Annotated in this window: 24 protein-coding genes; 10 read left to right on the top strand and 14 right to left on the bottom strand. The window is 70.2% G+C overall.

Translation table 11 applies throughout. The features are described 5' to 3' along the window. Positions 1-55: 55 nt before the first annotated feature. Positions 56-1,288 (bottom strand): pyridoxal-phosphate dependent enzyme, encoded by a 1,233-nt coding sequence (locus C470_RS06930; protein WP_008366188.1) that lies wholly within the window; start codon positions 1,286-1,288, stop codon positions 56-58. After that, positions 1,288-2,244, bottom strand: coding sequence for a succinylglutamate desuccinylase/aspartoacylase family protein (locus tag C470_RS06935; protein ID WP_004598159.1), 957 nt, complete (start codon positions 2,242-2,244; stop codon positions 1,288-1,290). The genes C470_RS06930 and C470_RS06935 overlap by 1 nt, the downstream gene beginning before the upstream one ends. Before the next feature lie 151 nt (positions 2,245-2,395). On the opposite strand from C470_RS06935, the gene C470_RS06940 reads away from it, so the two are divergent. Next, positions 2,396-4,561 (top strand): caspase family protein, encoded by a 2,166-nt coding sequence (locus C470_RS06940; RefSeq protein ID WP_008366190.1) that lies wholly within the window; start codon positions 2,396-2,398, stop codon positions 4,559-4,561. On the opposite strand, the gene C470_RS16370 is transcribed toward C470_RS06940, so the two are convergent. Beyond that, on the bottom strand, positions 4,558-4,689 hold the full coding sequence (locus C470_RS16370) for a DUF7503 family protein (RefSeq protein WP_008366192.1): 132 nt from the start codon (positions 4,687-4,689) through the stop codon (positions 4,558-4,560). The two genes, C470_RS06940 and C470_RS16370, sit on opposite strands and share 4 nt — an antisense overlap. 216 nt (positions 4,690-4,905) lie before the next feature. Here C470_RS16370 and C470_RS06945 point away from each other — a divergent pair, with 216 nt between their 5' ends. Together C470_RS06945 and C470_RS06950 are read left to right on the top strand one after the other, a co-directional pair. Beyond that, complete coding sequence (locus tag C470_RS06945; protein WP_007345008.1) at positions 4,906-5,154, top strand: hypothetical protein; 249 nt, start codon at positions 4,906-4,908, stop codon at positions 5,152-5,154. Between the two features lie 94 nt (positions 5,155-5,248). Beyond that, positions 5,249-6,046 carry a helix-turn-helix transcriptional regulator gene (locus tag C470_RS06950; protein WP_008366194.1) on the top strand — a complete coding sequence of 266 codons (798 nt, stop codon included), beginning with the start codon at positions 5,249-5,251 and terminating at the stop codon, positions 6,044-6,046. 17 nt (positions 6,047-6,063) lie between these two features. On the opposite strand, the gene C470_RS16375 is transcribed toward C470_RS06950, so the two are convergent. Together C470_RS16375 and C470_RS06955 are read right to left on the bottom strand one after the other, a co-directional pair. Then, positions 6,064-6,189 carry a hypothetical protein gene (locus C470_RS16375; RefSeq protein WP_275039644.1) on the bottom strand — a complete coding sequence of 42 codons (126 nt, stop codon included), beginning with the start codon at positions 6,187-6,189 and terminating at the stop codon, positions 6,064-6,066. 97 nt (positions 6,190-6,286) lie between these two features. Then, positions 6,287-6,820: an inorganic diphosphatase gene (locus C470_RS06955; RefSeq protein WP_004598163.1), complete on the bottom strand. Its 534-nt coding sequence runs from the start codon at positions 6,818-6,820 to the stop codon at positions 6,287-6,289. A gap of 410 nt (positions 6,821-7,230) precedes the next feature. On the opposite strand from C470_RS06955, the gene C470_RS06960 reads away from it, so the two are divergent. Beyond that, positions 7,231-7,581, top strand: coding sequence for a PadR family transcriptional regulator (locus tag C470_RS06960; protein ID WP_007994889.1), 351 nt, complete (start codon positions 7,231-7,233; stop codon positions 7,579-7,581). 94 nt (positions 7,582-7,675) lie between these two features. Here C470_RS06960 and C470_RS06965 read toward each other — a convergent pair whose 3' ends face one another. Both C470_RS06965 and rnhA read right to left on the bottom strand, forming a co-directional pair. Next, positions 7,676-8,446, bottom strand: a complete 771-nt coding sequence (locus C470_RS06965) for a DUF7108 domain-containing protein (RefSeq protein ID WP_008366196.1) — start codon at positions 8,444-8,446, stop codon at positions 7,676-7,678. Continuing rightward, the gene (gene rnhA / locus C470_RS06970) at positions 8,433-9,029 is read right to left on the bottom strand and encodes a ribonuclease HI (protein WP_004598166.1); all 597 of its coding nucleotides are present in this window, start codon (positions 9,027-9,029) and stop codon (positions 8,433-8,435) included. Before rnhA ends, C470_RS06965 begins: the two co-directional genes overlap by 14 nt. Before the next feature lie 115 nt (positions 9,030-9,144). Between rnhA and C470_RS06975 the strand changes: the two genes are divergently transcribed. From C470_RS06975 to C470_RS06990, 4 genes are all read left to right on the top strand, one after another. Further along, positions 9,145-9,612 (top strand): molybdopterin-dependent oxidoreductase, encoded by a 468-nt coding sequence (locus C470_RS06975; RefSeq protein WP_008366199.1) that lies wholly within the window; start codon positions 9,145-9,147, stop codon positions 9,610-9,612. Positions 9,613-9,740: 128 nt separating this feature from the next. Next, a complete protein-coding gene (locus tag C470_RS06980; RefSeq protein WP_049908619.1) occupies positions 9,741-10,736 on the top strand; it encodes a transcription initiation factor IIB in 996 nt (331 codons plus the stop codon). 105 nt (positions 10,737-10,841) lie between these two features. After that, the gene (gene nreA / locus C470_RS06985) at positions 10,842-12,170 is read left to right on the top strand and encodes a DNA repair protein NreA (protein ID WP_008366202.1); all 1,329 of its coding nucleotides are present in this window, start codon (positions 10,842-10,844) and stop codon (positions 12,168-12,170) included. Positions 12,171-12,230: 60 nt separating this feature from the next. Continuing rightward, complete coding sequence (locus tag C470_RS06990; RefSeq protein ID WP_008366204.1) at positions 12,231-12,518, top strand: hypothetical protein; 288 nt, start codon at positions 12,231-12,233, stop codon at positions 12,516-12,518. A gap of 296 nt (positions 12,519-12,814) precedes the next feature. Here C470_RS06990 and C470_RS06995 read toward each other — a convergent pair whose 3' ends face one another. Continuing rightward, a complete protein-coding gene (locus C470_RS06995) occupies positions 12,815-13,111 on the bottom strand; it encodes a DUF7130 family rubredoxin-like protein (RefSeq protein ID WP_007345015.1) in 297 nt (98 codons plus the stop codon). Positions 13,112-13,732: 621 nt separating this feature from the next. Continuing rightward, positions 13,733-14,728 (bottom strand): radical SAM protein, encoded by a 996-nt coding sequence (locus C470_RS07000; RefSeq protein WP_008366206.1) that lies wholly within the window; start codon positions 14,726-14,728, stop codon positions 13,733-13,735. A gap of 166 nt (positions 14,729-14,894) precedes the next feature. Here C470_RS07000 and C470_RS07005 point away from each other — a divergent pair, with 166 nt between their 5' ends. After that, on the top strand, positions 14,895-15,617 hold the full coding sequence (locus tag C470_RS07005) for a DUF6517 family protein (protein WP_008366208.1): 723 nt from the start codon (positions 14,895-14,897) through the stop codon (positions 15,615-15,617). Positions 15,618-15,739: 122 nt separating this feature from the next. Next, positions 15,740-16,849: a DUF373 family protein gene (locus tag C470_RS07010; protein ID WP_004598949.1), complete on the top strand. Its 1,110-nt coding sequence runs from the start codon at positions 15,740-15,742 to the stop codon at positions 16,847-16,849. 28 nt (positions 16,850-16,877) lie between these two features. Here the strand turns inward: C470_RS07010 and C470_RS07015 are convergent, their stop codons facing one another. The 5 genes from C470_RS07015 to C470_RS07035 form a co-directional block, all read right to left on the bottom strand. Continuing rightward, on the bottom strand, positions 16,878-17,978 hold the full coding sequence (locus C470_RS07015; RefSeq protein WP_008366211.1) for a DUF7139 domain-containing protein: 1,101 nt from the start codon (positions 17,976-17,978) through the stop codon (positions 16,878-16,880). 147 nt (positions 17,979-18,125) lie between these two features. Next, on the bottom strand, positions 18,126-19,187 hold the full coding sequence (locus tag C470_RS07020) for a phosphotransacetylase family protein (RefSeq protein WP_008366213.1): 1,062 nt from the start codon (positions 19,185-19,187) through the stop codon (positions 18,126-18,128). Continuing rightward, positions 19,180-21,354 (bottom strand): acetate--CoA ligase family protein, encoded by a 2,175-nt coding sequence (locus tag C470_RS07025; protein ID WP_008366214.1) that lies wholly within the window; start codon positions 21,352-21,354, stop codon positions 19,180-19,182. The genes C470_RS07020 and C470_RS07025 overlap by 8 nt, the downstream gene beginning before the upstream one ends. A gap of 107 nt (positions 21,355-21,461) precedes the next feature. Next, positions 21,462-23,210 (bottom strand): PAS domain-containing sensor histidine kinase, encoded by a 1,749-nt coding sequence (locus tag C470_RS07030; RefSeq protein ID WP_049908621.1) that lies wholly within the window; start codon positions 23,208-23,210, stop codon positions 21,462-21,464. Positions 23,211-23,309: 99 nt separating this feature from the next. Further along, positions 23,310-23,696 (bottom strand): winged helix-turn-helix domain-containing protein, encoded by a 387-nt coding sequence (locus tag C470_RS07035; RefSeq protein WP_008366218.1) that lies wholly within the window; start codon positions 23,694-23,696, stop codon positions 23,310-23,312. Positions 23,697-23,786: the final 90 nt, after the last annotated feature.

The following is a 23,786-nucleotide window of genomic DNA, read 5'->3' on the forward strand; positions in this document are numbered from 1 at the left end:
TCGACCGAAATAGGGGTACCGGTCGGGCGGGTCGGGGACGGCCGGAACGGCCGGCTCAGTCCTTCAGTCCGCTCCCGGTCAGCGGCACGACCACGTCTTCGTCGGGACCGATCTCGCCGCGCTCGCGGAGAACCCGGAGCGCCGCGGGCGCGACCGCGCAGGTCGGCTCCGTGTAGAAGCCGGCGGCGTGGAGCCGGTCGAGTTCGCGCGTCGCGGCCGCCTCGGTGACCGCGAGCGCGTCGCCGCCGGTCGCGTCGATCGCCCCGCGGATCTCCCGGTCGCGGACCGGCTCGGCGATCTGGATCCCGTCGGCCGCCTCGTTGACCGCGCCGTCCGGGTCCGCCGCCTCCGGCCCGTGGAGCGCTCGGACGATCGGCGCAACGCCGGCCGCCTGCGCCCCGTAGAGCCGCGGGACGGAGTCGACCCAGCCGGCGCGTTCGAGCCGCCGGAACCCCCGGTAGGCGCCGAGGAACAGCGTCCCGTGGCCGAGCGGCGTCACGACCGCGTCGGGGGCGTCCCAGCCGCGCTGGAGCGCGATCTCGTACGCGACCGTGGCGGTCCCCTCGAAGAACGCGGGGTTCCAGGCGTGGCTGGCGTACCAGGCGGAGTCGCCGTCGTCGCCTACGCCGGCGTCCGCGTCGTCACCCACGGCGACGTCCCCCTCACCGAGCGCCGCGATACACGCGTCCGTCACGTCTCCCCGGCTCCCCTCGATCCGGACGGGCTCCGCGCCCGCCCGCCGGATCGCACGGAGCTTCGACTCCTTGACGTCGGCGGGGACGTAGATCTCGGCGGCGATCCCGGCGCGGGCGGCGTAGGTCGCGATCGCGGCGCCCGCGTTGCCCGAGGAGTCCTCGACGACGCGCTCGACGCCCAGCTCGCGGGCCCGCGTCAGCGCCGTCGTCGCGCCGCGGTCCTTGAACGAGCCGGTCGGGAAGACGTACTCCAGCTTGAACGACGCGTTCCAGGGAGGGCGGTCGGTTCCCCCGTCCACGGCCGGTTCGCGCCCCTCGTCGGCGTCGACGAGCGGCGTCATCCCCTCACCGAGCGTCACGCGGTCGCGGAGGTCGTCGCCGACGGCGAGCAGGTCGTCGAACGCCCACAGGCCGTCGCGCGCGTCGAACGCGTCGGGGTCGGGCGCCGCGCCCTCGGGCGTCGGCGGATCGGCGAAGTCGAGCGGAGCGCCGCACCGACAGCGCCAGCGGTCGCGGTACGTCTCGCCGCACTCGGGACAGCCGAGCCGGCGGGGACCGGTCGCCGCCGGCCCGGAACCGTCGGAGTTCCCCATCAGTACTCGTCGACGTTGGTGCCGATCGAGCAGACGTACTCGCCGGCGGCCACCTGCGGGAGCCGGCGCGTCCGCCAGAAGATCCCGTCCGTGTCGGCGGTGACGCGGCCCTCCAAGGCGCCGAAGGTGTCGGTCACCTCGAAGAGGACGTCGCCGGCCGAGACGCGCTCGCCGAGTTCGCGCTCGAAGCGGACCAGGCCGCCGGCGGGCGAGCCGTACTGGTCGAAGCCGCGGGCGCGCGTCTGCGATTCGAGGGACGCGTCGCCGTCGAGGAACCCGTAGTGGCGGAGCACGTTGAACACGCCCTCGACGCCGTACCGGATCGACTCCTCGTCCCAGCCGACGCAGCCGCCGAGCTCCGGGTCGACGGTGGGGATTCCGTGCTCCGGGCCGGCGCGGGCGAGCTGACCGTCCGGGCCCTTGATGTCGAGGACGTGCCCGCAGCCGAACGCCTTCGCGAGCTCCAGGCACTCCCCGTGGAGGCGGTGGCGGACGCCGCAGCGCACGCGGGTCTCGTTTATCATCCGGCTCGTCGACCCCTGGTGGAGGTCGAGGATGTAGTCCGCGCGTTTGGCGATCTGAAACGTCTCGTAGGCGATCCGCTCGCTGGTCGTCCCGTCGGCGTCGCCCGGGTAGCCGCGGTTCATCTTCCGGTCGTCGACCGGGTTCCGGTGTTCCGCGGCCTGGAACGCGAAGTGGTTCACGATGCCGACGACGAGGACCGACCCGGACAGCTCGGCCGGATCGAGCCGCGGAACGACGCGGTTGACGACGCCCAGCCCGTTCAGCTCGTCGCCGTCGCTCACCGCCTGGACGTACAGCGTCGGCCCGTCGGCCGCGCCGTTGACCGCGGCGACCGGCAGCCGAACGGGGCTCCCGTCCCGCATCTCCCCCACCTCGAGACGGCCCGTGTCCGTCTCGCCCGGAGAGGCGCGGGCCGTTCCCAGCGTTATCATTACGCGGAGGTGGGGCGGCCGGGACTTTATCCGTTCGGTCCGCGGCGATCCGGCCGACGCAAGCTTTATCGCCGCTTTCCGTCAATGAGTGGTACCCACAACCGCCGCGGCGCCGGTCCCTCGTCCGTCTCGACGACCGCGGCGAGTCCCCATGAGCATCGACATCGACCCGCTGCGCGAGGCCGACGGGATCACCGTCACCGACCACATCGAGAACACGCAGTTCGAGGTGTACACCGACCGACCCGTCGAGCCGCGCCGACGGCCCGAGTCGGAGCACTACTTCCCGGTCGACGCCAGCGTCGCCGTCGAGACGGGGTCGATCGAGATCCCGCGCGTCGCGGTCGTCGAGACACGCGCGGGCGACGGGACGCTCCTCACCCACGGCGACTGCTACACGATGCCGGACGGGACGTACCACGTCGGAATCAACCCGGCGCCGACGAAGCTGTACCTCGCCTTCGACTCCGGGTTCTCAGTCTCGACGACCGACCGGACCACTCGGATCGACCTCGACACGCCGGGCGCCGTCGGGCTCGGGTTCCGGTCGCTCCACCAGACGCCGGCGGGGACGATCACCACCCCCACGGACCCGGAGTCGCTGATGGGCGCCGTCTCCCTGCTCGGCTCCGCGCTCCAGACGACGAGCCCCGAGCGGTCGTTCCCGACCCTGCGGGGCCACCCGCCGCTGGTCGAGCCGGGCGACGAGTTTCACGCACCCGAGCGTGTCGAGCCGGTCGACAGCGGCGTCCGGATCGTCGTCCCGCCGGAGTACCGCTACCTCTACCCCGTCGTCTCGCTGGCGTACTACTTCGCGGCCGAGGTCGTCCCGGGCGACGCCCCGCGGATCGAGGGCGACGGGTGGTCGTACCCCCTCGAACCGGGGTTCGAGGCGCGGACCGCGCAGGTGCTCAGGCAGTCGTTCCACATGGACTGTCTCGCCCGCACGGAGGGGTTCTACCCGGTCGACCTCCACGAGCGCGAGACGACCGACCTCGACCTCGACTGGGAGCGGCTGTACGACCTCCCGCTCGCGGCGCGGCTCGGCGAGTACCTCGACGTCCCGTTCGAGGCGGTCAAGCCCGAACTCCCGCAGTGGACGCTGACGACGGACGTCCGGCCCGACCCGGCGAACGTGGAGATGCTCCCGTTCGTCGCCGGCGAGCTGTCGATCGTCCGCTCGCCGGAGACCGTCACGCCGGTGGACGACGACGGCGGCGTCGGCGTCGGCTTCTTGGGCGGCGCGGACCGGAGCTCGTCGGCGGCCACGAGGCGAGAGGTCCCGGTCGGCGGCGTCGCGCCCGACGGCGGCGCCCTCGGCGACGCCGAGTTCGTTCGCGGCGCCGCGAGCGCGGAGGCCACCCGCGGCGCGGACGCCTCGGCAGACCGCGGCGCCGTCGCGGCACAGACCGACTTCGTTCGGCCGGAGCCGGTCGACACGGTCGAGCACGCGTGGGTCGGCGACGGCGTCCCGCTCGACGCCAACAAGGCGACGCTCGACGCGTATCACCGCCGGCTCGAAGCGGGTCAAGTCGAGCAGTCGCGGATCTCCGTCCTCGTCGTCTGTAACGACGAGCAGATGCGAGAGGAGGGCAACGTCGCTGACCTCTACGGGCTCCGCGACATGGTCCAGTTCGACATCGAGGTGCGCCACGACCTCACGCGCGCGGAGATGCGCGAGACCCTCGAATCCGACGTGGACTTCCTCCACTACATCGGCCACGTCGACGACCGCGGGATGCAGTGCGCGGACAGCTACCTCGACCTGACGGACGAGGACCTCGAAATCGGCGTCAGCGCCTTCCTGCTCAACGCCTGCCAGTCCTACCAGCAGGGCGAGGCCCTCGTCCACCGCGGCTCGCGCGGTGGCATCGTCACCCTCTCCGACGTGGCGAACTCGCCCGCGACGACACTCGGCCGGATCATCGCCCGTCTGATGAACAGCGGGTTCAACCTTCGCACCGCGCTTCACGTGGCGAAGCGCGAACTCATTACGGGCCACCAGTACATCGTCGTCGGTGACGGGGGAACGACGATCTGTCAGAGTCGGAGTGGTGGGGCAATTGTAGTCGATTTAAAAATCAATTCGCCGGACAATATCAAAACACAGACCAATATATACCCGAACGGATCTCACGGGATTGGGTCACTATCCAGAATTAATCTCGAATCTAGCGATACGAACCACTATGTTCCTTCAAAAATACTCACGAATGACGTTTCCAGTAGTGAATTAAAGGATTTCTGTGAGTTGGAACTCTTTCCGATGTTCGCTGACGGTCAACTCCAGTGGAGTGATCAATACTCGATAGATTAGGGGCCAGGATTCACGACAGCCGCATTCGCCGCCGCGGGCGCCGCCTGCGTCAGCAGCAGGAGGGCGGTGAACAGGACGCCGGCCATCTTCGGGTGCTCTGCCACGTAATCTGCCACACTTTCGTGCATATTCGAAACGTATCAGGATAAATAAATATTAAGATTGTTCTGCGGTTGAGCTATAGGGATATTTAAATCTGTTATTTTTTGTATTAAATAAGTAGGAGTGCCGAACGTCGGAGAATCGGCCGCCTAACACGACTACGGACGAGCGAGACCAGTCGAGCTCGCGACGCCGACCGAGGACCGCGTTTTTTCACCGCGCGGCGCGGAACGGACCGTGCCATGACCGACATCGAAGCGGCGATCCGAGAGGCCTTCGAGCACACCGAGTACGACCTCGGCGACGTCGCGGTGAACCGCCGGCAGGTCCGCGTGCCCGTGAGACAGGAGGGCGCCGACCCCGACGCGCTCCGAGCCGTTATCGAGGAGGCGCTCGGCGCGGACGCGCTCGCCGCCGTGACGGTGACCACGGAGCGCATCGCCGGCGAGGACACCGTCGGCACCGTCGTGTCGTTCCGCTACCGGGACTGACGCGGCCGACGGGCGGGCCGAAACCCGAGCACGGTGCCCGGGCCTGCGACGCGATACGGTTAACAGGGCGGTACCCGTACACACGGATCATACGATGACGGCCGAGGTGGGACACGACGGCGCACAGTACCTCGCCGGCTCGCCCGTTCGGGTCGCGATACTCCGGGCGCTGCGCGAGGAGCCGCGGCGCCCGGCCGAGCTGACCGACGCGGTCGACGCCACGCGAACGACTGTCCAGCGGATCCTCGGAGGGTTCCGCGAGCGCGACTGGGTCGTGAAACGCGGCGCCGACTACCGGGTGACGCCGACCGGAGAACGCGTCCACGACGCGTACGAGACGCTGCTGACGGAGGTCGAGCGCGGCGACCGCTATGGTCGGTTCGCCGAGACGGTCGAGCGCGTCGGCGTCGACTTCCCCGCGGAGGGGATCCCCGACAGCGACCTCACGGTCGCCTCCGACCAGAACCCGCTGGCGGCCGTCGACCGCCTCACCGACCTCTTACGCGAGAGCCGCGGGGCCGAGATCCGGGCCGTCTCTCCGGTCGTCCTCCAGCAGTTCAACGACGCGGCGGCCGCGGCGCTGGACGGCGGCGCGAGCGTCGAGCTGATCATCGACCGCGACGTGGTCGACGCGTCGGTCGCGGAGTTCGGCCCGGCGACCGACCGCGCGCTGGAGGACGACGACGCGACGGTGTACGTGAGCACCGAATCGATCGAGTACGGGCTCGTCCGCTGTGACGACGTCGCGTGCGTGACCGCGTACGACGAGCGGAACAACCCGCGGTGCGTGCTCGAATCGACCGACGAGACGGTGGTCGACTGGGTCGACAACGCGTTCGCGTCGCTTCGAGACGACGCGACGCGACTCTCGGCGGTCGTCGAACGCGCCTGAGAACGGGAAAGTGACCGCTACGCGTCGTCGCTCGCGGCGTCGTGGTCGCCGGCCGCCTCGGTCGTCGCGTCGTTGTCCGGGTCGAAGTTTGAGGGAACGACCGTCGGGTGGTCGATGCCGACGGAGGGCGTGGTGGCGCTCATGGCTCTACGTGAAGGTACGCGACTCTCACCCTAAAAATTACCCATAGGCATAACGCATCCGGGCGCGGGCCCCGGATGCTCAGTGGTTATACGGCCGCTACGCGACCTGCTCGTCGTACAGGTCCTGCGCGTGTTCGATCGCCTCCTTCGCCGCCGCTTTGTCCTCCCAGCCGAGCGTTTCGACCTCCTTGCCGGCCTCGAGGTTCTTGTAGGTCGCGAAGAACTCGTCTATCTCGTCGAGGGTCTGCTGGGGGATGTCCTCGAGGTCCTCGATGTGATCGAATCGGGGGTCCTCGGTCGGCACCGCGATCACCTTGTCGTCCTGCTCGCCGTCGTCGTCCATCTTCATCATGGCGACGGGGCGGGCCTCGACGACGCAGCCGGGGAACGTCTGGTCCTCGACGAGCACCATCACGTCGAAGGGGTCCTCGTCGTCGTAGTACGACTGCGGGATGAAGCCGTAGTCGTACGGGTAGTGGACGTTCGAGTGGAGCACGCGGTCGAGCACGACGCCGGGGATGTCCTTGTCGTACTCGTACTTGTTCCGCTCGCCCTTGAGACACTCGACGACGGCGTAGATCTCGTCCGGCGCGTTCGGTCCCGTCTCGAGATCCTCCCAGAGGTTGGCCATGTATCCGTTGGTGGGTGGAAGTCGGCCAAAGTCCTTTCGGGATCGCGCGAGCGCGTCGGTCACCGATCCCCGTCGCAACGACGGAGGGCCGGCGCCACTGACCCCCGTCGCAACGACGGGAGGCCGGCGCCACCGAACCACGAGGAGCCGAGGTCACGAGGGGGGACACCGGGCGAGGCCGGATCTCCGCGGTTTCGATCGTGAGCCGTACGCCGAACGCGACCGACGATCCCTCGGTCCACCCGCTGAAAGCGGAATCGATCAGTCGAACGCGTTCCATCGCCGGATACCACGAGCGTCCGCCGAGAGACCGTCGGTACCGAGAGATCCGGACAACCGTGCGAGGTTACGCATCGCAACGGTCGTGAATGTTGAGAAAGATTATAAGTTCGGGTCCCTTCTCGTCAGGCATGTCAGAGGCACAAACAGTCACTGATGAATCGACGGCGGCAAGCGATCTAACGGCGTTCCAGCAGAACATCCTCACCATCCTCGCCGAGGAGCCGATGTACGGCCTCGCAATCAAGCGGGAGCTGGAGGCGTACTACGGCTCCGAAGTGAACCACGGCCGCCTGTACCCCAACCTCGACGACCTCGTCGACCACGGGCTCGTCGAGAAGAGCGAACTCGACAAGCGGACGAACCAGTACGAGCTCACCGACGAGGGCCACGACGTCGTCCTCGACCAGATCGAGTGGGTCCTCGACCGGTTCGTCACCGACGAGGAACGCGCGGACGAGGTCCGCGCGCTGCTCGAGTGAGCCGGAGCGCCGGCGCCCGCGCGGTATCGGTTTCCAACTGAAATTCTGGCACACGGCGCGGCGAAAGCCGCGTTCTCTTTCCGCCGAGCGACCGCTACGTCGAACCGTCGTCGTCGGCCGACTCTCGGTCGTCGAGGGCCTCGACCGCGACGGACTCGTCCACGTCGGCGGCGACGGATTCGATCACGGACAGCGACTCGTCGGCGACCGCCAGCTGCTCGTCGGTCGGCCAGCCGTTCCGGACCAGGTACTCCTCGCGGAACTCGGCGCGCATCTTCGGGGTGGCGTCGTCGACCGGGCGGACGTAGTGGTTGCTCATGAACGCCGCGAACGTCTCCGCGGTGCGCGCGTGGACGTCCGCCTCGCGCTCGGCGACCGCCTCGGCGACCGCCTCGTTGTACGCGGCGACCTCGCGGTAGCGGTCGGCGTCGCCCGGCCCGGAGAGCGACACCTCGACCGCGCGGTCGGTGTCCTCGACGCGGTCGAGCTGGACCGTCCCCTCCTCCATCCACTCGTCGGGGTACAACACGAGCGCGTCGTCCTCGTCGCGGACGCGCGCGGTGTAGCCGTACTCGGCCGCGAGCGCGTCGCGCCGCTCCCGGTACTGGTCGGCCGCCTGCTCGATCTCCGGCGTCGGCTCCGCGGACTCGGCCTCGCGGGCGAGCCGGGTGAGCCGCTCCGCCTCGTCGACCGCCTCGGCCGGGACGTCCGGGACGCGCTCGTCGTCGCGTTCGGGTGCCTCCGCGGCGTCCGCGGGGTCGTCCGCGTCGGCGGGGCCGTTCGCCTCCGCGTCTTCCTCCGCTGCCATCATCTCCCGCGCCCGTTCCTTCGCCCACTCCGGCGGTTCGTCGTCAGTTCGCGTCATCGAGTGCCTCGTTCGCCAGATCGTCGGCGCGCTCGTTTATCTCCCGCGGTACGTGGGCAATCGACCAGCGGTCGAACCGCTCCAGCAGCTCCCGGGCGCGGACGCGGCGCTCGCGGAGCTCCGGGTCGTTGGCGTTCCACTCGCCGCGGACCTGCTTGACGGTCAGCTGCGAGTCGCCGCGGACGTCGACGGCGTCGAAGCCGTACTCGTCGGCAGCCTCCAGCGCGCGGATCAGCGCGGCGTACTCGGCCTGGTTGTTGGTGGCGCGGCCGATCCGCTCGCCGCCCTCGGCGACGACCCCGTCGGACGTGACCAGACACCAGCCGACCGCGGCCGGGCCCGGGTTCCCGCGGGAGGCGCCGTCGAAGTAGACGTGCGCGCGGCCCCCGCCGTCGCGCAGCAGGGCGGTCAGTCGGGTGGGGTCGCTCCCCTGGACGACGACCTTGTCGTCGTACGCGACCGCGACGGCCCCCTCGCGCTCGGCGCGCCACCGCTCGTGGGGGGTGTTCCCCTCGTCGATCCGGACGCCCTCGCCCGCGAGTCGCTCGCGCGCGGCGGTCGGGTCGCAGTCGATCGTCGGCATTCGTCCGGGTTCCGCGCCCGGCGGACAAAGGGCTGTCCGTCCGACCCCGGAACAAAAAGGACCGGATACGTGAGGCGCCGCCGACACGGGCAGCGCGTCCCTCGATCGCGACACAGTGACCGCTTCGAACGTCGAGCCGAGCCGCCCGGGTGCCGCATCCGCCGCCGACCGGTCGGATCCGAACCTGCTGACCGCGCTCGGCGACGTACGCGAGCGGCGCGGCACCGTCGCCGTCACCTGTCGGTACCGGTGCGCGACCGGGACCGAGTTCGGCGGCGAGTGGCGCGGCGTTCCGGTGGAACCGCTCCTCGACGACGCGCCGCCCGACGCGACCCACCTCCGCGCCGAGTCCGCGGACGGGTACCGCGCGCACGTTCCGGTCCGGAAGGCGTTCGACGCCGTCGTCGCGACGGAGCGCCTCGACGGTCCGGGTGACGGGCTTCCACGGCTCGTCGGCCCCGAGTTCGACAGCGCGCAGACGGTGCGGGATCTCGCAGGGCTCGTCCCCGTCGCGCTCTCGCCGGACGCCGACCCCGTACCGGGGACCGCCGGGGACGACGGAGCGGACACGGGCGACAGGTGAAATTCGGCGTCCGACACGCGCCGCCGCTGAGCCGATCCGACGGAGTCTCCCGACGCCGAACGCGCATGAGATGCGTTCGCATGGTAACGAACTTTTAAGTCAAACCGTTTGGATAGTATATAAATGCGATGACACGGCCCACCCGGCAACGGGATCACGACCGGCAGCGCGTGGGGGACGAAGAGGCCGAGGAAGACGAGATCGACGTCGAGGAGGTCGAGAACATTGACGAGTTGGACCCCGAGGACTTCGATCCGGAGGACCTCACCCGGACGGCAGACGGGGAGCTGATACACGAGGAGACGGGGATGATCATCGAAGACGAGCAGATCGATCCCGGCCCGGAGTGGCGCGCGTTCAACCACAACGAGCGGCAGGAGAAGTCGCGCGTCGGCGCCCCGACGACCAAGACGATGCACGACAAGGGGCTGACGACGACGATCGACTGGAAGGACAAGGACGCCTACGGGCGCTCCATCTCCTCGAAGAAGCGGTCGCAGATGCACCGCCTGCGCAAGTGGCAGGAGCGAATTCGGACGAAGGACGCCGGCGAGCGCAACCTCCAGTTCGCGCTCTCGGAGATCGACCGCATGGCGAGCGCGCTCGGGGTGCCGCGCTCGGTACGGGAGGTCGCGTCCGTCATCTACCGACGCGCGCTCAACGAGGACCTCATTCGGGGGCGCTCCATCGAGGGCGTCTCCACCGCGGCCCTGTACGCCGCCTGTCGCAAGGAGGGCATTCCGCGGAGCCTCGAGGAGATCTCCGAGGTCTCGCGGGTCGACCGCAAGGAGATCGGCCGGACGTACCGCTACATCTCCCAGGAGCTCGGCTTGGAGATGCGCCCGGTCGACCCGAAGAAGTACGTCCCGCGGTTCTCCTCGGAGCTGGAGCTCTCCGAGGAGGTCCAGTCGAAGGCCAACGAGATCATCGAGACCACCGCCGAACAGGGCCTCCTCTCCGGGAAGTCGCCGACGGGCTACGCCGCCGCCGCCATCTACGCGGCCTCGCTGCTCTGCAACGAGAAGAAGACACAGCGCGAGGTCGCCGACGTCGCGCAGGTCACCGAGGTCACTATCCGGAACCGGTACCAAGAGCAGATCGAGGCGATGGGAATTCACAGTTAGGACGGTCTCGCGGTCGCTTCTCTCGCTTCCCTGCTTTCGCTTCCGGGCTTCGCGTCCCGCCGCGCCGGAAACGTTCAAGCCGGTGCGCCGCCAACGCCGACCCGAATGCGGCTCGACGAGTTCATCGAGTTCGAGGCGAACGAGCGCGCCGAGCGGCGGCGCCTCGCCGCGGAGAAGGACTACGGAATCTTGGACCACCTCGACTCCTTCGAGCGGCGCTTCGACGAGCACGTCTCCGACAACGCCGTCGTCGGCAGCGTCTCGCCCGCCATCTTCGTCGGCCGCGCGGACTACCCGAACGTCTCGACCGGGCTGCTCTCGCCGGTCGGCCGCGAGGAGCGCGCGGCGGCGTTCGAGACCTCCGCCGCGTGGTACGACGAGGGGGTCTCGATTTCGGACGTGTTCGACCGCCGGACGAGCCTGCTCAACTCGACGCGCGGGGTCGACGTCGCGGACGCGGGCGCGACCGGCGGGGTGAAATCGGTTGGCGGCGAGAGCGGGCCGGCCGAGAGCGTCCACGACGCGTGGGACGGCTGGCTGGGCGTCCAACGCGAGGTCGCCATCGCCGACCGCCCGGTCGACGTGGAGATCGGGCTCGACGGCCGCCCGGACCTCGACTTCGAGGTCGGCACGGAGGACATCAAGACGCCGACCGGTCCGCGCGCCGCGGCCCGGACCGCCGACCTCGGCGAGAATCCCCACGTCCCGCGGCCGGTGAAGAAGACGCTCGAAGACGACGACTGGCGCGCGGAGGGCGCCATGACGTACCTCTACCGCCGCGGGTTCGACGTGTACGAGATCAACACGATCCTCTCGGCGGGCGCGCTCGGGCAGGGCGAGAACCGGCGGCTCGTCCCGACGCGCTGGTCGATCACGGCCGTCGACGACACGGTCGGCCAGTTCCTCCGCGGCTCGATCCGCGATCACCCGACGATTGACCGGATCGAGGTCCACCGCAACGAGTACCTCGGCAACGCGTTCTGGGTGATCCTGGTGCCGGGACAGTGGGAGTACGAGCTCGTCGAGATGAAATCGCCCGGCTCGATCTGGAATCCGGATCCGGAGGCCGGCGTCTACCTCGCGGCCGCCAGCGAGGGGCGCGAGGGGCGGACCGGCTACGTCGAGGAGACGGCGGGCGCCTACTACGCGGCCCGGCTCGGCGTCCTCGAACACCTCGACGACCGCGGCCGGCAGGCGAAGGCGCTCGTCTGCCGCCACGTCTCCGACGACTACTGGGGCCCGGTCGGCGTCTGGCAGGTGCGCGAGGCCGTCCGCAACGCGTTCGAAGGCGAGTTCGGGGCCGCGGAGACGTTCGGCGAAGCGGTCCGCGGCGTCGCCGACCAGCTCCCCGTCTCGCTCGGCCGCCTCCGCCGGAAGTCGACGCTCGCGGCCGGACTTCAGGCGAACCTCGGGGACTTCGTCGACGCGGACTGAGCCGGCGAGCGACGGCCCCCCGCCCCGATCGCTTTAGTCGCGCCGTCGAGTGGACGGCACATGGTCTCTTTCGTCCCCGCGTTCGGCGGCGTGCCCGGCGGTCCGGAGCTGATAATTATCCTGATCATCGCCGTGGTCCTCTTCGGCGTGCCGCTCGTCCTCGTCGCGGGAGCGGTGGTGTACCTCGCGACGCGCTCCGATGACGAGACAGCGAACGGCGAGGCGACGACCGCCGAGACGGCGGACGACGACCGGATCGCGGAGCTGGAGGCGGAGGTCGAGCGCCTCCGCGAGCAGGTGGGCGACGACCCGGACGAGCTCGAGGAGGAGGAAGCTGAGAGCTCATAATTGCTCGAAGCAGTCGGCGCGCGCCTCCGAGCGCCCGGCAGGGCGCGAGGAGCGCGTGCGAGGGACGCGGCGACCGGAGCGAAGCGGAGGGAGCCGCGAGGCTGGGGAGGCGTGAGGTGCCGTTGCGGGGTGGGACTCAAAGGGGCAGCCGAGAGGCGGGCGCAGGCGACGTAAGCACCGCAACGAGCGTGCGCCCGCCTCCCGGCTGGGGCTTTGGCGGTGTTCGCCGCGCCGACACGGTCTGCCGTTTATAAATAAGCAACGAGAACAGAAGCTGGGTTCCCGGCGTCGTCCTCTCAGTCCTCGGCCCAGTAGTACAGCTCCTCGCGGGGCGCGTCGCAGTTCGGGCAGTTCGCGGGGAGCTGGTCGCCGATCTCGCCCATCTCGCCGCACTCCCAGCAGCGCCACATCACGTAGGCGGTGCCGAACACGTCGCGCGCGTCGGTGAGCGCCAGCGTGTCCGTGTCCGACGGCGACGCGACGTAGAAGCCGTCGTCGTCGACCCCGCGGATCGACCCGAGGCGCTCGCCGTCCTCGTTGTACACCTCCTGTCCGATGCTCACGTTCGCGAAGACGGGTTCGTCGGAGGCCATGCCCGGCCGTACGCGCTGATCCCCTATAAGTGTGGGAGTAGATAGCACGCCACGTGCGGGATATTCGGCCACGGATCGACGGTGACCACCGCCAAATGCTCAGCCACTTGTTTATAAATGAGTGTTAACGGATCGACAGTGAACACCGCCAAAGCTCCCAGCCGCTCGGCTGTAAGTCGCTGACGAGGGGTCGATGGCGAACAGGCGAACACTGTCAAAGCCCCAGTCGCGACGGCTCGCGCGCCTTGCTGTGCTCCTCGCTCGGTCGCTGTCGCTCCCTCGCTGCGGTGCTTGCTGCGGCGTGCTTCGCCCTCGCGACTGCCCCTTTGAGTCCCACCCCGCACCGCAGCCGCTGGAAGACGGTCCTGCTCGCTCGCTTCGCTCGCTGCGCGGGCTGCGACTTCCGCACTCCCGCTCGCTCCCTCTGGTCGCTCGCGGGACCGCAGCCTCACGCCTCCCCAGCCTCGTCAGTCGGCCTCCGCTACGCTCCGGCCGACTGACTCCCTCGCGCGCGCTGACTCGCGGCCTCCGCTTCGCTCCGGCCGCTCGCAGGCGCGCGCCACCGCCGTCACTGTGGGTGACGAGCGAAAATCGCCGGCGAAAGAATCAGAATCTGCTCGTTCAGGCGACCGGGGTGCGCTCGACGACGGTGCCGTCGACGGTCGGGTACTGCTCGACGATCTCGCCCTCGGCGAGGTCGCCGTCCTCGACCATCTCTTCGAGGAGCCACCACGCCACCTCGACGTGGTCCGACTTCACGGTGTAGAACTCCTCGGGGACGCCGAGCGCCTCAAACCGCTCGGCGTCGGCGAACGCCTTCCCGTAGACGAGCGTGCCGTCGTCGGTCACCTCGTCGAACTCGCGGCGGATGTTCTTCGCCATGCGCTTCAGGCGGTTCCGGTGTTGCGCGGCGTCTTTGAACACCGACGTACAGAAGTACACCTGTTCGTGGCTCGCCATCTCCTCGAGGATGGCGTCCTTCGACCCCTCGACCGCGGACATGTGCCCCTCCTGAAGCTCGAACCCCTCCTCTTGCATCCGGCGGTAGTTCCCGTCGGACATCTCGAACTCGTTGATGTTACAGAACTCGGCGGCGCCCTCGTCGAGGAACTCCAGGAACTCCGGCTCGGCGCGAATCCCCGGGATCTCGAAGGCGGGAGTGAGCCCCTCCTCGCGAGCGATGTACAGGATCTCTTCCCACTCGGTGCCGTGCATGTCGCCCCACAGCTCGACGGGCGGGTGGAAGCGGATCTCGTCGAGGCCCGCCTCCGAGAGCTTCCGCATGTTCTCGCGGCCGCCCGTAATTCCGGTGTAGAGGTGGGTGTGGTGGTCCTCGCCGAACTCGTCTTTCAGCAGTTCGAGGTACCGGGTCGTCTTCGCCATCGCCTCCTGCGGCTCGCCGCCGGTGATCGAGGTGCCGAGCGCGCTCATGCGCTTGGCCTCCTCGATGACGTCCTCGTCGGACTCGACTTTCCGCTCGTTGGCGTACACGTCGGTGACGTTCTTGCGGTTCTCTCCGAGGGGGCAGTAGAAGCAGTCCCGCTGGTCGCAGTACCCGTAGACGAAAAGCACCATCTTCCCGCCCTTGGCGCACTGTTCACAGCCCTTGGAGATCATCTACCCCTTCCTACCGGCTGCGGCCTCAAAAAGCGTCCGAACCGCACGTTCCCGGGAGATCCGTTGGCACGGCCGCGGATTCGGCGGTTCGACGCCCAGCCGAGCGGCGCCGAAGCGGAGGTGAGCGAACACAAAGTATGTACCCCCGCCGCCGATACGTGAGGCCATGAAATCCGGTGAGACGTTCGACTCCGCCGACGAGAACCGCTCGACGACCGACGCGACCACCCGTCGGGGGGCGCTCGGGCTCGCGGGCGCCGTCGGGATCGCGAGTCTCGCCGGCTGTACCGCGCTCGACGTCGCGACCGGCGACGGGCCCGCGGAGTTCGCGGCGGGCACCGCGACGGTGCGCGATACGACCCTCTCGGAGAGCGGGTACGAGCTCAACGAGGTGTCCGACGAAGTGATCTCCCGCGAGGTGGAGGTCGGCGGACAGACACGGGAGGTGCGCGTGACGAACACGGTCGCCGAGTACGACAAGGCCGTCGAGCTGTTCGGCGAGCGCTACCAGGCCGCCGTCTTCGCCGCGGTGACGACGCCGCAGATCGAGGTGCTCGGCCGGGCGCTCAACCCGATCGCCGAGCTGGGCACCCGCGAGCGCGCCGACCTCATCCTGAGCCGGTACGAGGGGGTCGGCGACCTCGAACGCGGCTCGGAGTACTCGACGGCGGTGCTCGGTTCCGACGCCGAGGTCGTCGTGTACACGGCCGACGGCGAGATCGAGGGGACGGGCGCGAGCACCGAACTGGAGCTTCACATCGGCGAGCCGGTCGGGGTCGAGGACGACTTCGTCCTCCCGCTGGCGGCGTATCCGGCCGCGTTCAGCGACGGCGAGAACGTCCGCCGCATGATGAACGGGCTCGAACACGAGCCGAACGAAGAGAACTAAGCGCGGTCGCCGACGCGGGGCCACCCCCACCGACGCGACCGCCCGCGACGGCGCAGTCGCCGGGTTCACCGGGCGCGACCCGAGCCGAAAACATATGCCGCCCCCCCGCGTAGCCTCGGACGATGCTGCTCGTCCTCTGTGTCGACCTCGACGACGACCTCGGCCGCAAGACGGGGATCCCCACCCCCGTCATCGGCGCCGACGACGTCACCGAGGCCGCGGTCGCGCTCGCGACCGCCGACCCAGAGGACTCCGACGTGAACGTGCTCTTCCAGGGCGTCAACGTCCACGACGAGCTCGCCGCCGAGGGCGAGGCCGTGGAGGTCGCGGCCGTCACCGGCGTCGACGGCCCCGACGTGAAGGCGAACCGCGCGGTCGGCCAAGAGGTCGACCGCGTGCTCGCCGAGCTGTCGACCGGCGAGGAGGTGTCCGCGGTCGTGATCACCGACGGCGCCCAGGACGAGTCCGTCCTCCCCGTGATCCGGTCGCGGATGCCGATCGACGGGATGCGCCGCGTCGTCGTCCGGCAGGCGCAGGACCTCGAATCGCTCTACTACACGATCAAGCAGGTCCTCGCCGACCCGGAGACCCGCGGCACCATCTTAATCCCGCTCGGCGTGGTCCTCCTCATCTACCCGCTCGTCGTCGTCGCGAACCTCTTCGACGTGGCCGGCGCGGCAGTGCTGGGAATCCTCTCCGGCGCGGTCGGGCTCTACTCGCTGTTCCGCGGGCTGGGGCTCGAAGACACCGTCGACGGCGCCGCCGAGAGCGTCCGCAACGTCCTCTACACCGGGCGGGTGACGCTCGTCACCTACGTCGTCGCACTCGCCTTGGTCGTCGTGGGCGGCGTTCAGGGCGTCGACACCGTCGACGTCGTCCGGACCGCACAGGGGAGTCCGCTCGCCGCCGGCACCGCCCTCGCCGCGTTCGTCCACGGGTTCGTCCAGTGGCTCGGCGTGGCGGGCGTCACCTCCAGCCTCGGGCAGATCACCGACGAGTACCTCGCCGGTCGGTTCCGGTGGCGCTACCTCAACGCCCCCTTCTACGTGGCCGCCATCGCCGTCGTGCTGTTCGCGGTCTCCGGCTTTTTCCTCCCGGACGCGCCCGGCGTGACGGCGCTCGGGCTCTCGGAGCTGGCGTTGGCGCTCGCGGCCGGGACGCTCATCGGCGTGTTGAGCACGCTGGCGTTCGCGGTCGCGGAGTCGCAGCTCCCGTCGGCGGAGCCGGTCTAAGGCAGGGAAAAGAAAGTGCGGACGGCGCTCACCGCGGCGTCCAGGAGTCGCACGCCTCCATGTCGTCCATCAGCTCGTCGTAGTGCGCGCAGTAGGGCCGCATCCCGTCGTCCGTCCGGACGTAGTCGAACTTCGCGCAGTTGCCGCAGTAGGCGTCGCCCGGGCCGTCGCGCGCGGCGGGGGAGCCGGGCGAGGGCGCGGACTCCGGCGTCGACGGCGAGGACGGCCCCGCCGGCCCCGCGCCGTCCAGCGGCGAGGAGATGTCCGTGTCGGCGCTGCCGCCGTCGCTCACGCCCGCCGAGCCGGGCATGGGGGATCCGCCCGTCCCGGACCGGCCCGCGTCGGTCGTCCGCCCGCCCGCGCCGGAGCCTCCCGCGCCGCTCGACCGGCCGCCGGTGGTGTCCGACGCGCCGGTGCCGGTCGCCGCTCCGGAGTCGGCCGTCGTCCCGGGGCCGGACGCCGCGCCGGCGGCGTCTCGGTCCGTCGACCGGTTCGCGTCGCGCGCCGACCGGTTCGCGTCGTCGGGACGGTTCGTCTGCGTCTCCACGTCGCCGTCGGGGGTGCCGCCGAGGAGGCCGACGCCGCCGGGGCCGCTGAGCTGGTCGCGGGGGACTTCGACCACCTTCGTCTCCCCCTTGTGGGTCACCTCCATCGAGACGGTGCCGCCGGGGTCGTTGCGGGTCTTGAAGTTAGCGACGCCGACGAACACGCTCCACAGCGTCGTCGCGGCGCCGAGGAAGTAGACGCCCGCGGTGTGGAGCGTGAGGTTCGGGAGGTCCGGGCGCGGTCCGCCGACCCACCGCTCGGGGTACGCGTAGGTGAAAACCGCCACGCCGAGACACATGACGGCCGCACCGACGACCGCCGCTGCGTAGGTGCTGCGGTCGGCCGGCAGCACGGCCATCACGCCGATCAACACGAGCGGGACGCCGATGCCGCCGAGGACCCCGCCGAGCTCCCGGGCCGCGGCAGAGCTGTACCCCGCAGGCACCGCCACCTCGGCCGCCGCGAGGATGCCCGCGACGAGGAGCAGCGCCCCCGCGGCGAACGATCCCACGCCGAGGTACAGCCGCCGCGGGTCGGCCCCGGAGCGCCCCCGTCCACCGTACGCCTCCGAGAGACTGGTCATAGGCGGGGTACGTCGTCCACCGTGAAAACAGTACGTCAGACGATCACGGATCGCGGGCGAACGCGACCACGAACTTCGGCCGAACCGGACCGGCGCTGCGGCCGAACCGGATCGAGGATACGGCCGAACCGGACGGGGGTCGCGCCCTCAGACGAGCGCGTCGACGTCGACGTGGTCGCCGAGCAGTTCGGCCATCCGGTCGACCGTCCGGACGTCGCGCGTGCGGCCGCCGCGGATGACCCCCTCGGCGCGGTCGATGGCGGTGACCGTGTCGGTGTTCACGGCGAGGACGGGCTTGCCGGCGTCCGCCGCCTTCCCGAGCACCGCGCCGGAGGGACGGTGGCCGCCGGTGAGGACGAGACAGGCCACGCCGGAGGCGTCGAGTGCCGCGGTCTGAACGTCCGCGCGGTCGCCGCCGGTGATGACGGCGGCGTCGCGGGCGCGCCGGAAGTAGCGGAGCGCCTCGTCGCCGCCCATCGCGCCGACGAGGAAGCGCTCGACGAACGCGTCCGTGGGCGCGTCGGTGAGCAGCTCGGCGCCCAGCTCGTCGGCGAGCTCGCCGACCGTGACGCCCGCGAGCTCCTTCTCGTGGGGGATCGCGCCGAAGACGGTGATCCCCTTCGATTCGAGGAACGGGATCCCGTCCTGGTCGAGCGACTCGAAGGCGTCGTCGGACACCTTGTTAAAGACGACGCCGGCGAGGCGGTCGCCGAACGCGTCGGCGGCCGCGAGCACCTCGTCGAGGTCGTTCGGCGAGCCGTACTCGGCGACGAGGACGACCCGCGCGTCGAGCAGCTCCGCGACGTCGACGTCGGTGAGGTCGACGACGCCGCCGGTGGTCCAGCTGCCGCCGCCCTCGACGAACACCTGGTCGTTGTCGGCGGCGATGTCGTCGTACTCCTCGCGGATCCGGTCGCGGAGGGCGTCCGGGTCCTCGGTGCCGCGGATCGCGCCCTCGACGAACGTCGGCGAGTAGACGACGGGCTCCATCTGGTGCATCTCGGCGTCGAGGCCGAGCACCTCGCGGGCGAGCATGGGGTCTTGGTCGAGCGTCTTGCCGACGTTCGACTGGAGTCGGGTGCCCTTCGGTTTCATGTAGCCGACGCTGCGGTCGCGCTCGGCCGCGAGCCGCGCGAGGGCGACGGTGATCGCTGTCTTTCCGGCGCTGTCTCCGGTCGCGGTGACGAGTGTGGTGGGTGTGTCAGTCATCGGTGGGTTCCTCCGCGTCGAGCGGCTTCGGGTCGGTCTCCGCGTCGGTCCCCGGCGCGTCGAGCGCCTCCGGGTCGACGGTGAGTCTCACGTCGACGGCGGCGGCGTTCGTGCCGCCGTCGTCGTCGGGCAGTGCGACGAGGGGGTTGATGTCGAGCTCGAGGATGGCCGGGAAGTCGGTGACCAGCTGCGAGAGCCGGCCGATCGTCTCGATGACGGCGTCGACGTCGACCGGATCGCGACCGCGGGCGCCGCGCAGGAGCGGCGCCGACTGGATCTCCTCGGTCATCTCGCGCGCCTCGGGCTCGGAGACGGGCGCAACGCGGAAAGTGGTGTCCTCCATCACCTCCACGAAGATGCCGCCGAGCCCGAACATCAGCAGCGGGCCGAACTGCGGGTCGCGGTTCATCCCGACGATGGTCTCGACGCCGTCGTCGAGGTTCACCATCTCCTGGACTTGGACGCCGAGGACGGTCGCGTCCGGCTGGTAGTTGCGCGCGCGGGTGATGAGGTCCTCGTAGGTGTCGGCCACGTCGTCGTCGCTCACGCCGACGGCGACGCCGCCGATGTCGGACTTATGCAGGATGTCCGGCGAGACGATCTTCATCACCACGTCGCCGTCGACGCCTTCGGCGACCTCGCGGGCGCGCTCAGGCGAGTCGACGATCTCGCCGTCCGGCGTTGGGATACCGTACGCGTCGAGCAGCTCCATCGCCTCGACGCCGAGGCGGTTGTCGTCGCGGTCGCGCACCGTTCCGAGGATCTCGCGGGCGCGCTCGCGGTCGACGTCGAACGACATCGGCGGCGCGTAGTCGCGCGCCTTGATGTCGCGGTAGCGCGCGAGCGTCGCGAGGCTGTCGATGGCGCGCGCGGGGTCGAAGTAACAGGGGATCCCCTTCGCCTGGAGCTGCTGTTTGGGCTCGCGGGTGCGGTCGCCGCCCATCAGGCAGGCCGCGACGGGCGCGTCCATCTCCTCGCTGACCGCCTCGATCGCGTCCGCGAGCTCGTCGAACTCGATCGTCGCCGTCGGCGCGGCCAGCACGAGCGCGGCGCCGACGTTGTCGTCGGCGACGGTGATCTCCAGCGCCTCGCGGAACCGCTCGACGTCGGCGTCGCCGATCACGTCGACCGGGTTGTGGATGTTCGCCTCCTCGGGCATCGACTCGGCGAGCCGATCGCTCGTCGCGCCGGTGAACGACGCCATGTCGAGGTCGGCGTCGCCCACCGCGTCGGTCGCCATCACGCCGGGACCGCCGGCGTTCGTGACGATGGCGACGCTGTCGGTGTCGGGCAGCGGCTGGCTCCCGAGGATGCCCGCCGAGTCGAACAGCTCGTCGACCGACTCCGCGCGGATGACGCCGGCCTGGTCGAGGCCGGCCTCGTACGCCTTGTCGGAGCCCGCGAGCGTCCCGGTGTGCGAGGAGGCGGCCTGCGCACCGGCGCTCGTCCGCCCCGACTTCACGGCGACGATCGGGGTGTCCTGGGTCGTCTCGCGGGCGGTCTCGATGAACTCGCGGCCGTCCTCGATCCCCTCGAGGTAGCCGATGATCACGTCGGTCTCCTCGTCTGCCCCCCAGTGGTCGACGAAGTCGGTCTCGTCGAGGACGGCCTTGTTGCCGAGCGAGACCACGTCCTTGAAGCCGATTCCGTTGTCGTTGGCCCAGTCGAGGACCGCGGTGACGAACGCCCCGGACTGGCTCATGAAGGAGAGCCCGCCGGGGAGCGCGTTCTCGGGGCCGAACGTCGCGTTCATCCCCGAGGGGGTCGACATGATCCCCAGGCTGTTGGGGCCGACGAGGTTCAGGTCGTGCTCGTCGGCTAGCTCCGCGAGGCGACGCTCCCTCGCCGCTCCGTCCTCTCCCGTCTCGCCGAACCCGGCGGTGATCACGACGACGTTGCGGACCCCCGCCTCGCCGCACGCCTCGATGGCGTCCAACACGATCGAGGGGGGCACGACGACGACCGCGACGTCGGCGTCCGCGTCGGCGACCTCGTCGACGCAGGGCGTGTCGAGCACCTCGTCGTAGTTCGGGTTGACGGGGACCGTGTCGCCGTCGAAGTCGTCGAGGAGATTCGACGTGACGGCGCGGCCGACGGCGCCCTCGCGGGCGGTCGCGCCGACGACGGCGACCCGGTCCGGGTCGAACAGCTCGTTGAGCGTACCCATCAACGCGGGAGTACGCGAAGCGACGGCTTAAGATCCGTGGGAGGTTCTTCGAAATCGGGTCCTACGGTGAACGATCGATCGGGTTTCGGTCGGCCCCCCGGCGATCCTCACGACGGACCGGGGGCGGCGTCGGGGTCGTCGGGGTCGTCGTCCGCGGTCGACTCGCGGCCCCCGATCGGCTCGCCGTCCGCGACCGGCCCACAGTCGGTGGCGTCACGGTTGTCGGGGTCGTCGGGATCGGCGCCGGCGGTCTCGGCCCCGACCGCCTCGGTGTCGCCGGACTCGGCCCCGACAGGCTTGGAGCCGCCGGCCGGCGCCGTCGCGCCGCCGTCCGGCTCGGCCGCCGCCGGCCGGACTTCGGAAACCGGCGGCGGGCCGCGGTCGGCCGCCGGGAAGGAGGGATCGCCGTCGGCGTCGGGGACGCTGATCGTCACCTCGTTGCCGTCGGCGCCAGCGTCGAACGCGAGGTCCCCCCCGGAGCGGTCCGCGATCCAGTAGACGAGCCACAGTCCCATCCCGCCGGTGTGTCTGAGGTCGTCCATCTTCCACCGGTCGGTGATGGGGTCCCGCTCGCCCGGCGGGATGGGCGGCGCGTCGTCGCGGACCGCGATCTCGACGCGGTCGGCGGGCGCGGTGACCTCGATCTCGACCGTCGCCGGCCCCTCGGCGTGTTCGATCGCGTTCTCGATCAGCTCGGCGATCGCGTAGTCGAGCTCGGGGTGCGTGAACGCCCGCGTCCCGTCGGGACAGGAGACGGTGACGTCCGCGGGCGCCTCGTTCGCGTCGTCGACGGCGTCCGCCACCGCGCGCTCGACGAGCGGCGCGACCCGGAGCGGCTGGGGTGACTCGTGTTCTCGGAGCAGGTCGATCACGCCGCGCTGCTTCTCGGCCGTGGTCAGCAGGTCGTCGGCGACCCGGCGGACCGTCTCCGCGTGGTCGATCAGGTCGGCGGCGAGCTCGGCCAAGTCGACGTCCGCGGGGACCGCGTCGTCCCCCTCGGTCGCCGTCGCGGCCGCGCTGACGGCGTCGTCGACCCGGTCGACGATCCGCTCCGCGGTGCCGTCGACGATGTTCATGTCGTTGCGGATGGTGTGCCGGAGCAGGTTGTCCATCACCGTGAGCTGGCGCTCGCGGCGGTACTCGTCGGTGACGTCGCGAGCGAACCCGGCGACTGCGACGACCTCGCCGTCCTCGCGGACGGGGCGCGCGGGCACCCTGACCCAGGTGGTCGGGCCGTCCGGGGAGCCGACCCGGTAGTCGAGGTTCGTCGGATCGCCGGCGGAGAGCCGCTCCATCGCGCACTCGACGTCCGCCCGGTCCTCGGGGTGGACGGCCTCCAAGAACGCTCGCGGCCGGCGCTCGAGGGTCTCGGGGGCGATCCCGAACACCGACTTCGCCGCCCCGTTGACGAACAGCAGTTCGCTCCAGTCGGCGCTGAACATCCACAACACGTCCGGCGACGTCGAGGCGATGGTCTCCAGGCGCCGCCGGGACTCGACCTCGAGGGTGATGTCGCGGGAGCTCAGCGCGTAGCCGTCGAGGCCGGTCTCCGCCGGCGGAAACACGCGGGTGCGGAACCACACCCAGTCGCCGTCGGCGGTCCGGTAGCGGTACTCTAAGGGGGCGTCCGGCCGCGTGCCGTCGGCGACGAGCGACTCGAAGGCCGCCCGGACCCGGTCGACGTCGTCGGGGTGAATCAGGTCGAACGCGTCCGTCCCGACGAGCTCGTCCGGGTCGAACCCGAGCAGCTCGCGGGTGGCCGCGTTGAGGTACCGGAACCGGCCCGCCTCGTCGATCACCGCGATTTTGTCCTGCGCGAGATCGATGAGGGTCTCTGGCTCCGGCGAGCGAGACATATCGGAGACCATCCTGAACTGAGATAAAACGTTGGCCGTTCGATTATCAGATTCGAAACGCAGCCGCGCGGCGCGGCAGCCCGCCGTCGGGAACGGCGGTCAGTCGGCCGAGACCCCGGGGGCATCGAGCGCGGCGGCGAGGGGGTCGGTCCCCCCCTCCTCGACCGTGAGCGCCACGCCGTCGTCATCGAGTTCGATCGCGGCGTCTTCGGCGTCGCGGACGTACTCGGCGGCGTGGTCGCCGTCCGGATCGAACCGGACCCCCTCGGCGAGCAGCGGCGTCTCGCTCAGCAGCTCGACCTTCCGGTAGGCGGTCGAAAGCGCGATGTCGCAGTCCTCTGCGAGCTCGCTCGTCGTCTTCGGCGTCGCCGCCGCCGCGAGGATCGCCCGGCAGTCGGCGTCGGCGAGCGCCTCGAACGTCGCGTCGAGCGCCGCGTCTCCCTCGGTCGTCGTCGTCGCGTCGGTCGTGCGCGGGGGGCGTTTCATATCTGTAAAGAGTGGCTCCACGCCCCCGAACGGTGGCCCATCATATGCTGGGTGTTTTATACCGGGCGGCGCGCCCGCCAACGTTTTTGC

The organism is Halorubrum distributum JCM 13561, from assembly GCF_000337395.1.
GTDB classification, from domain to species: domain Archaea; phylum Halobacteriota; class Halobacteria; order Halobacteriales; family Haloferacaceae; genus Halorubrum; species Halorubrum distributum.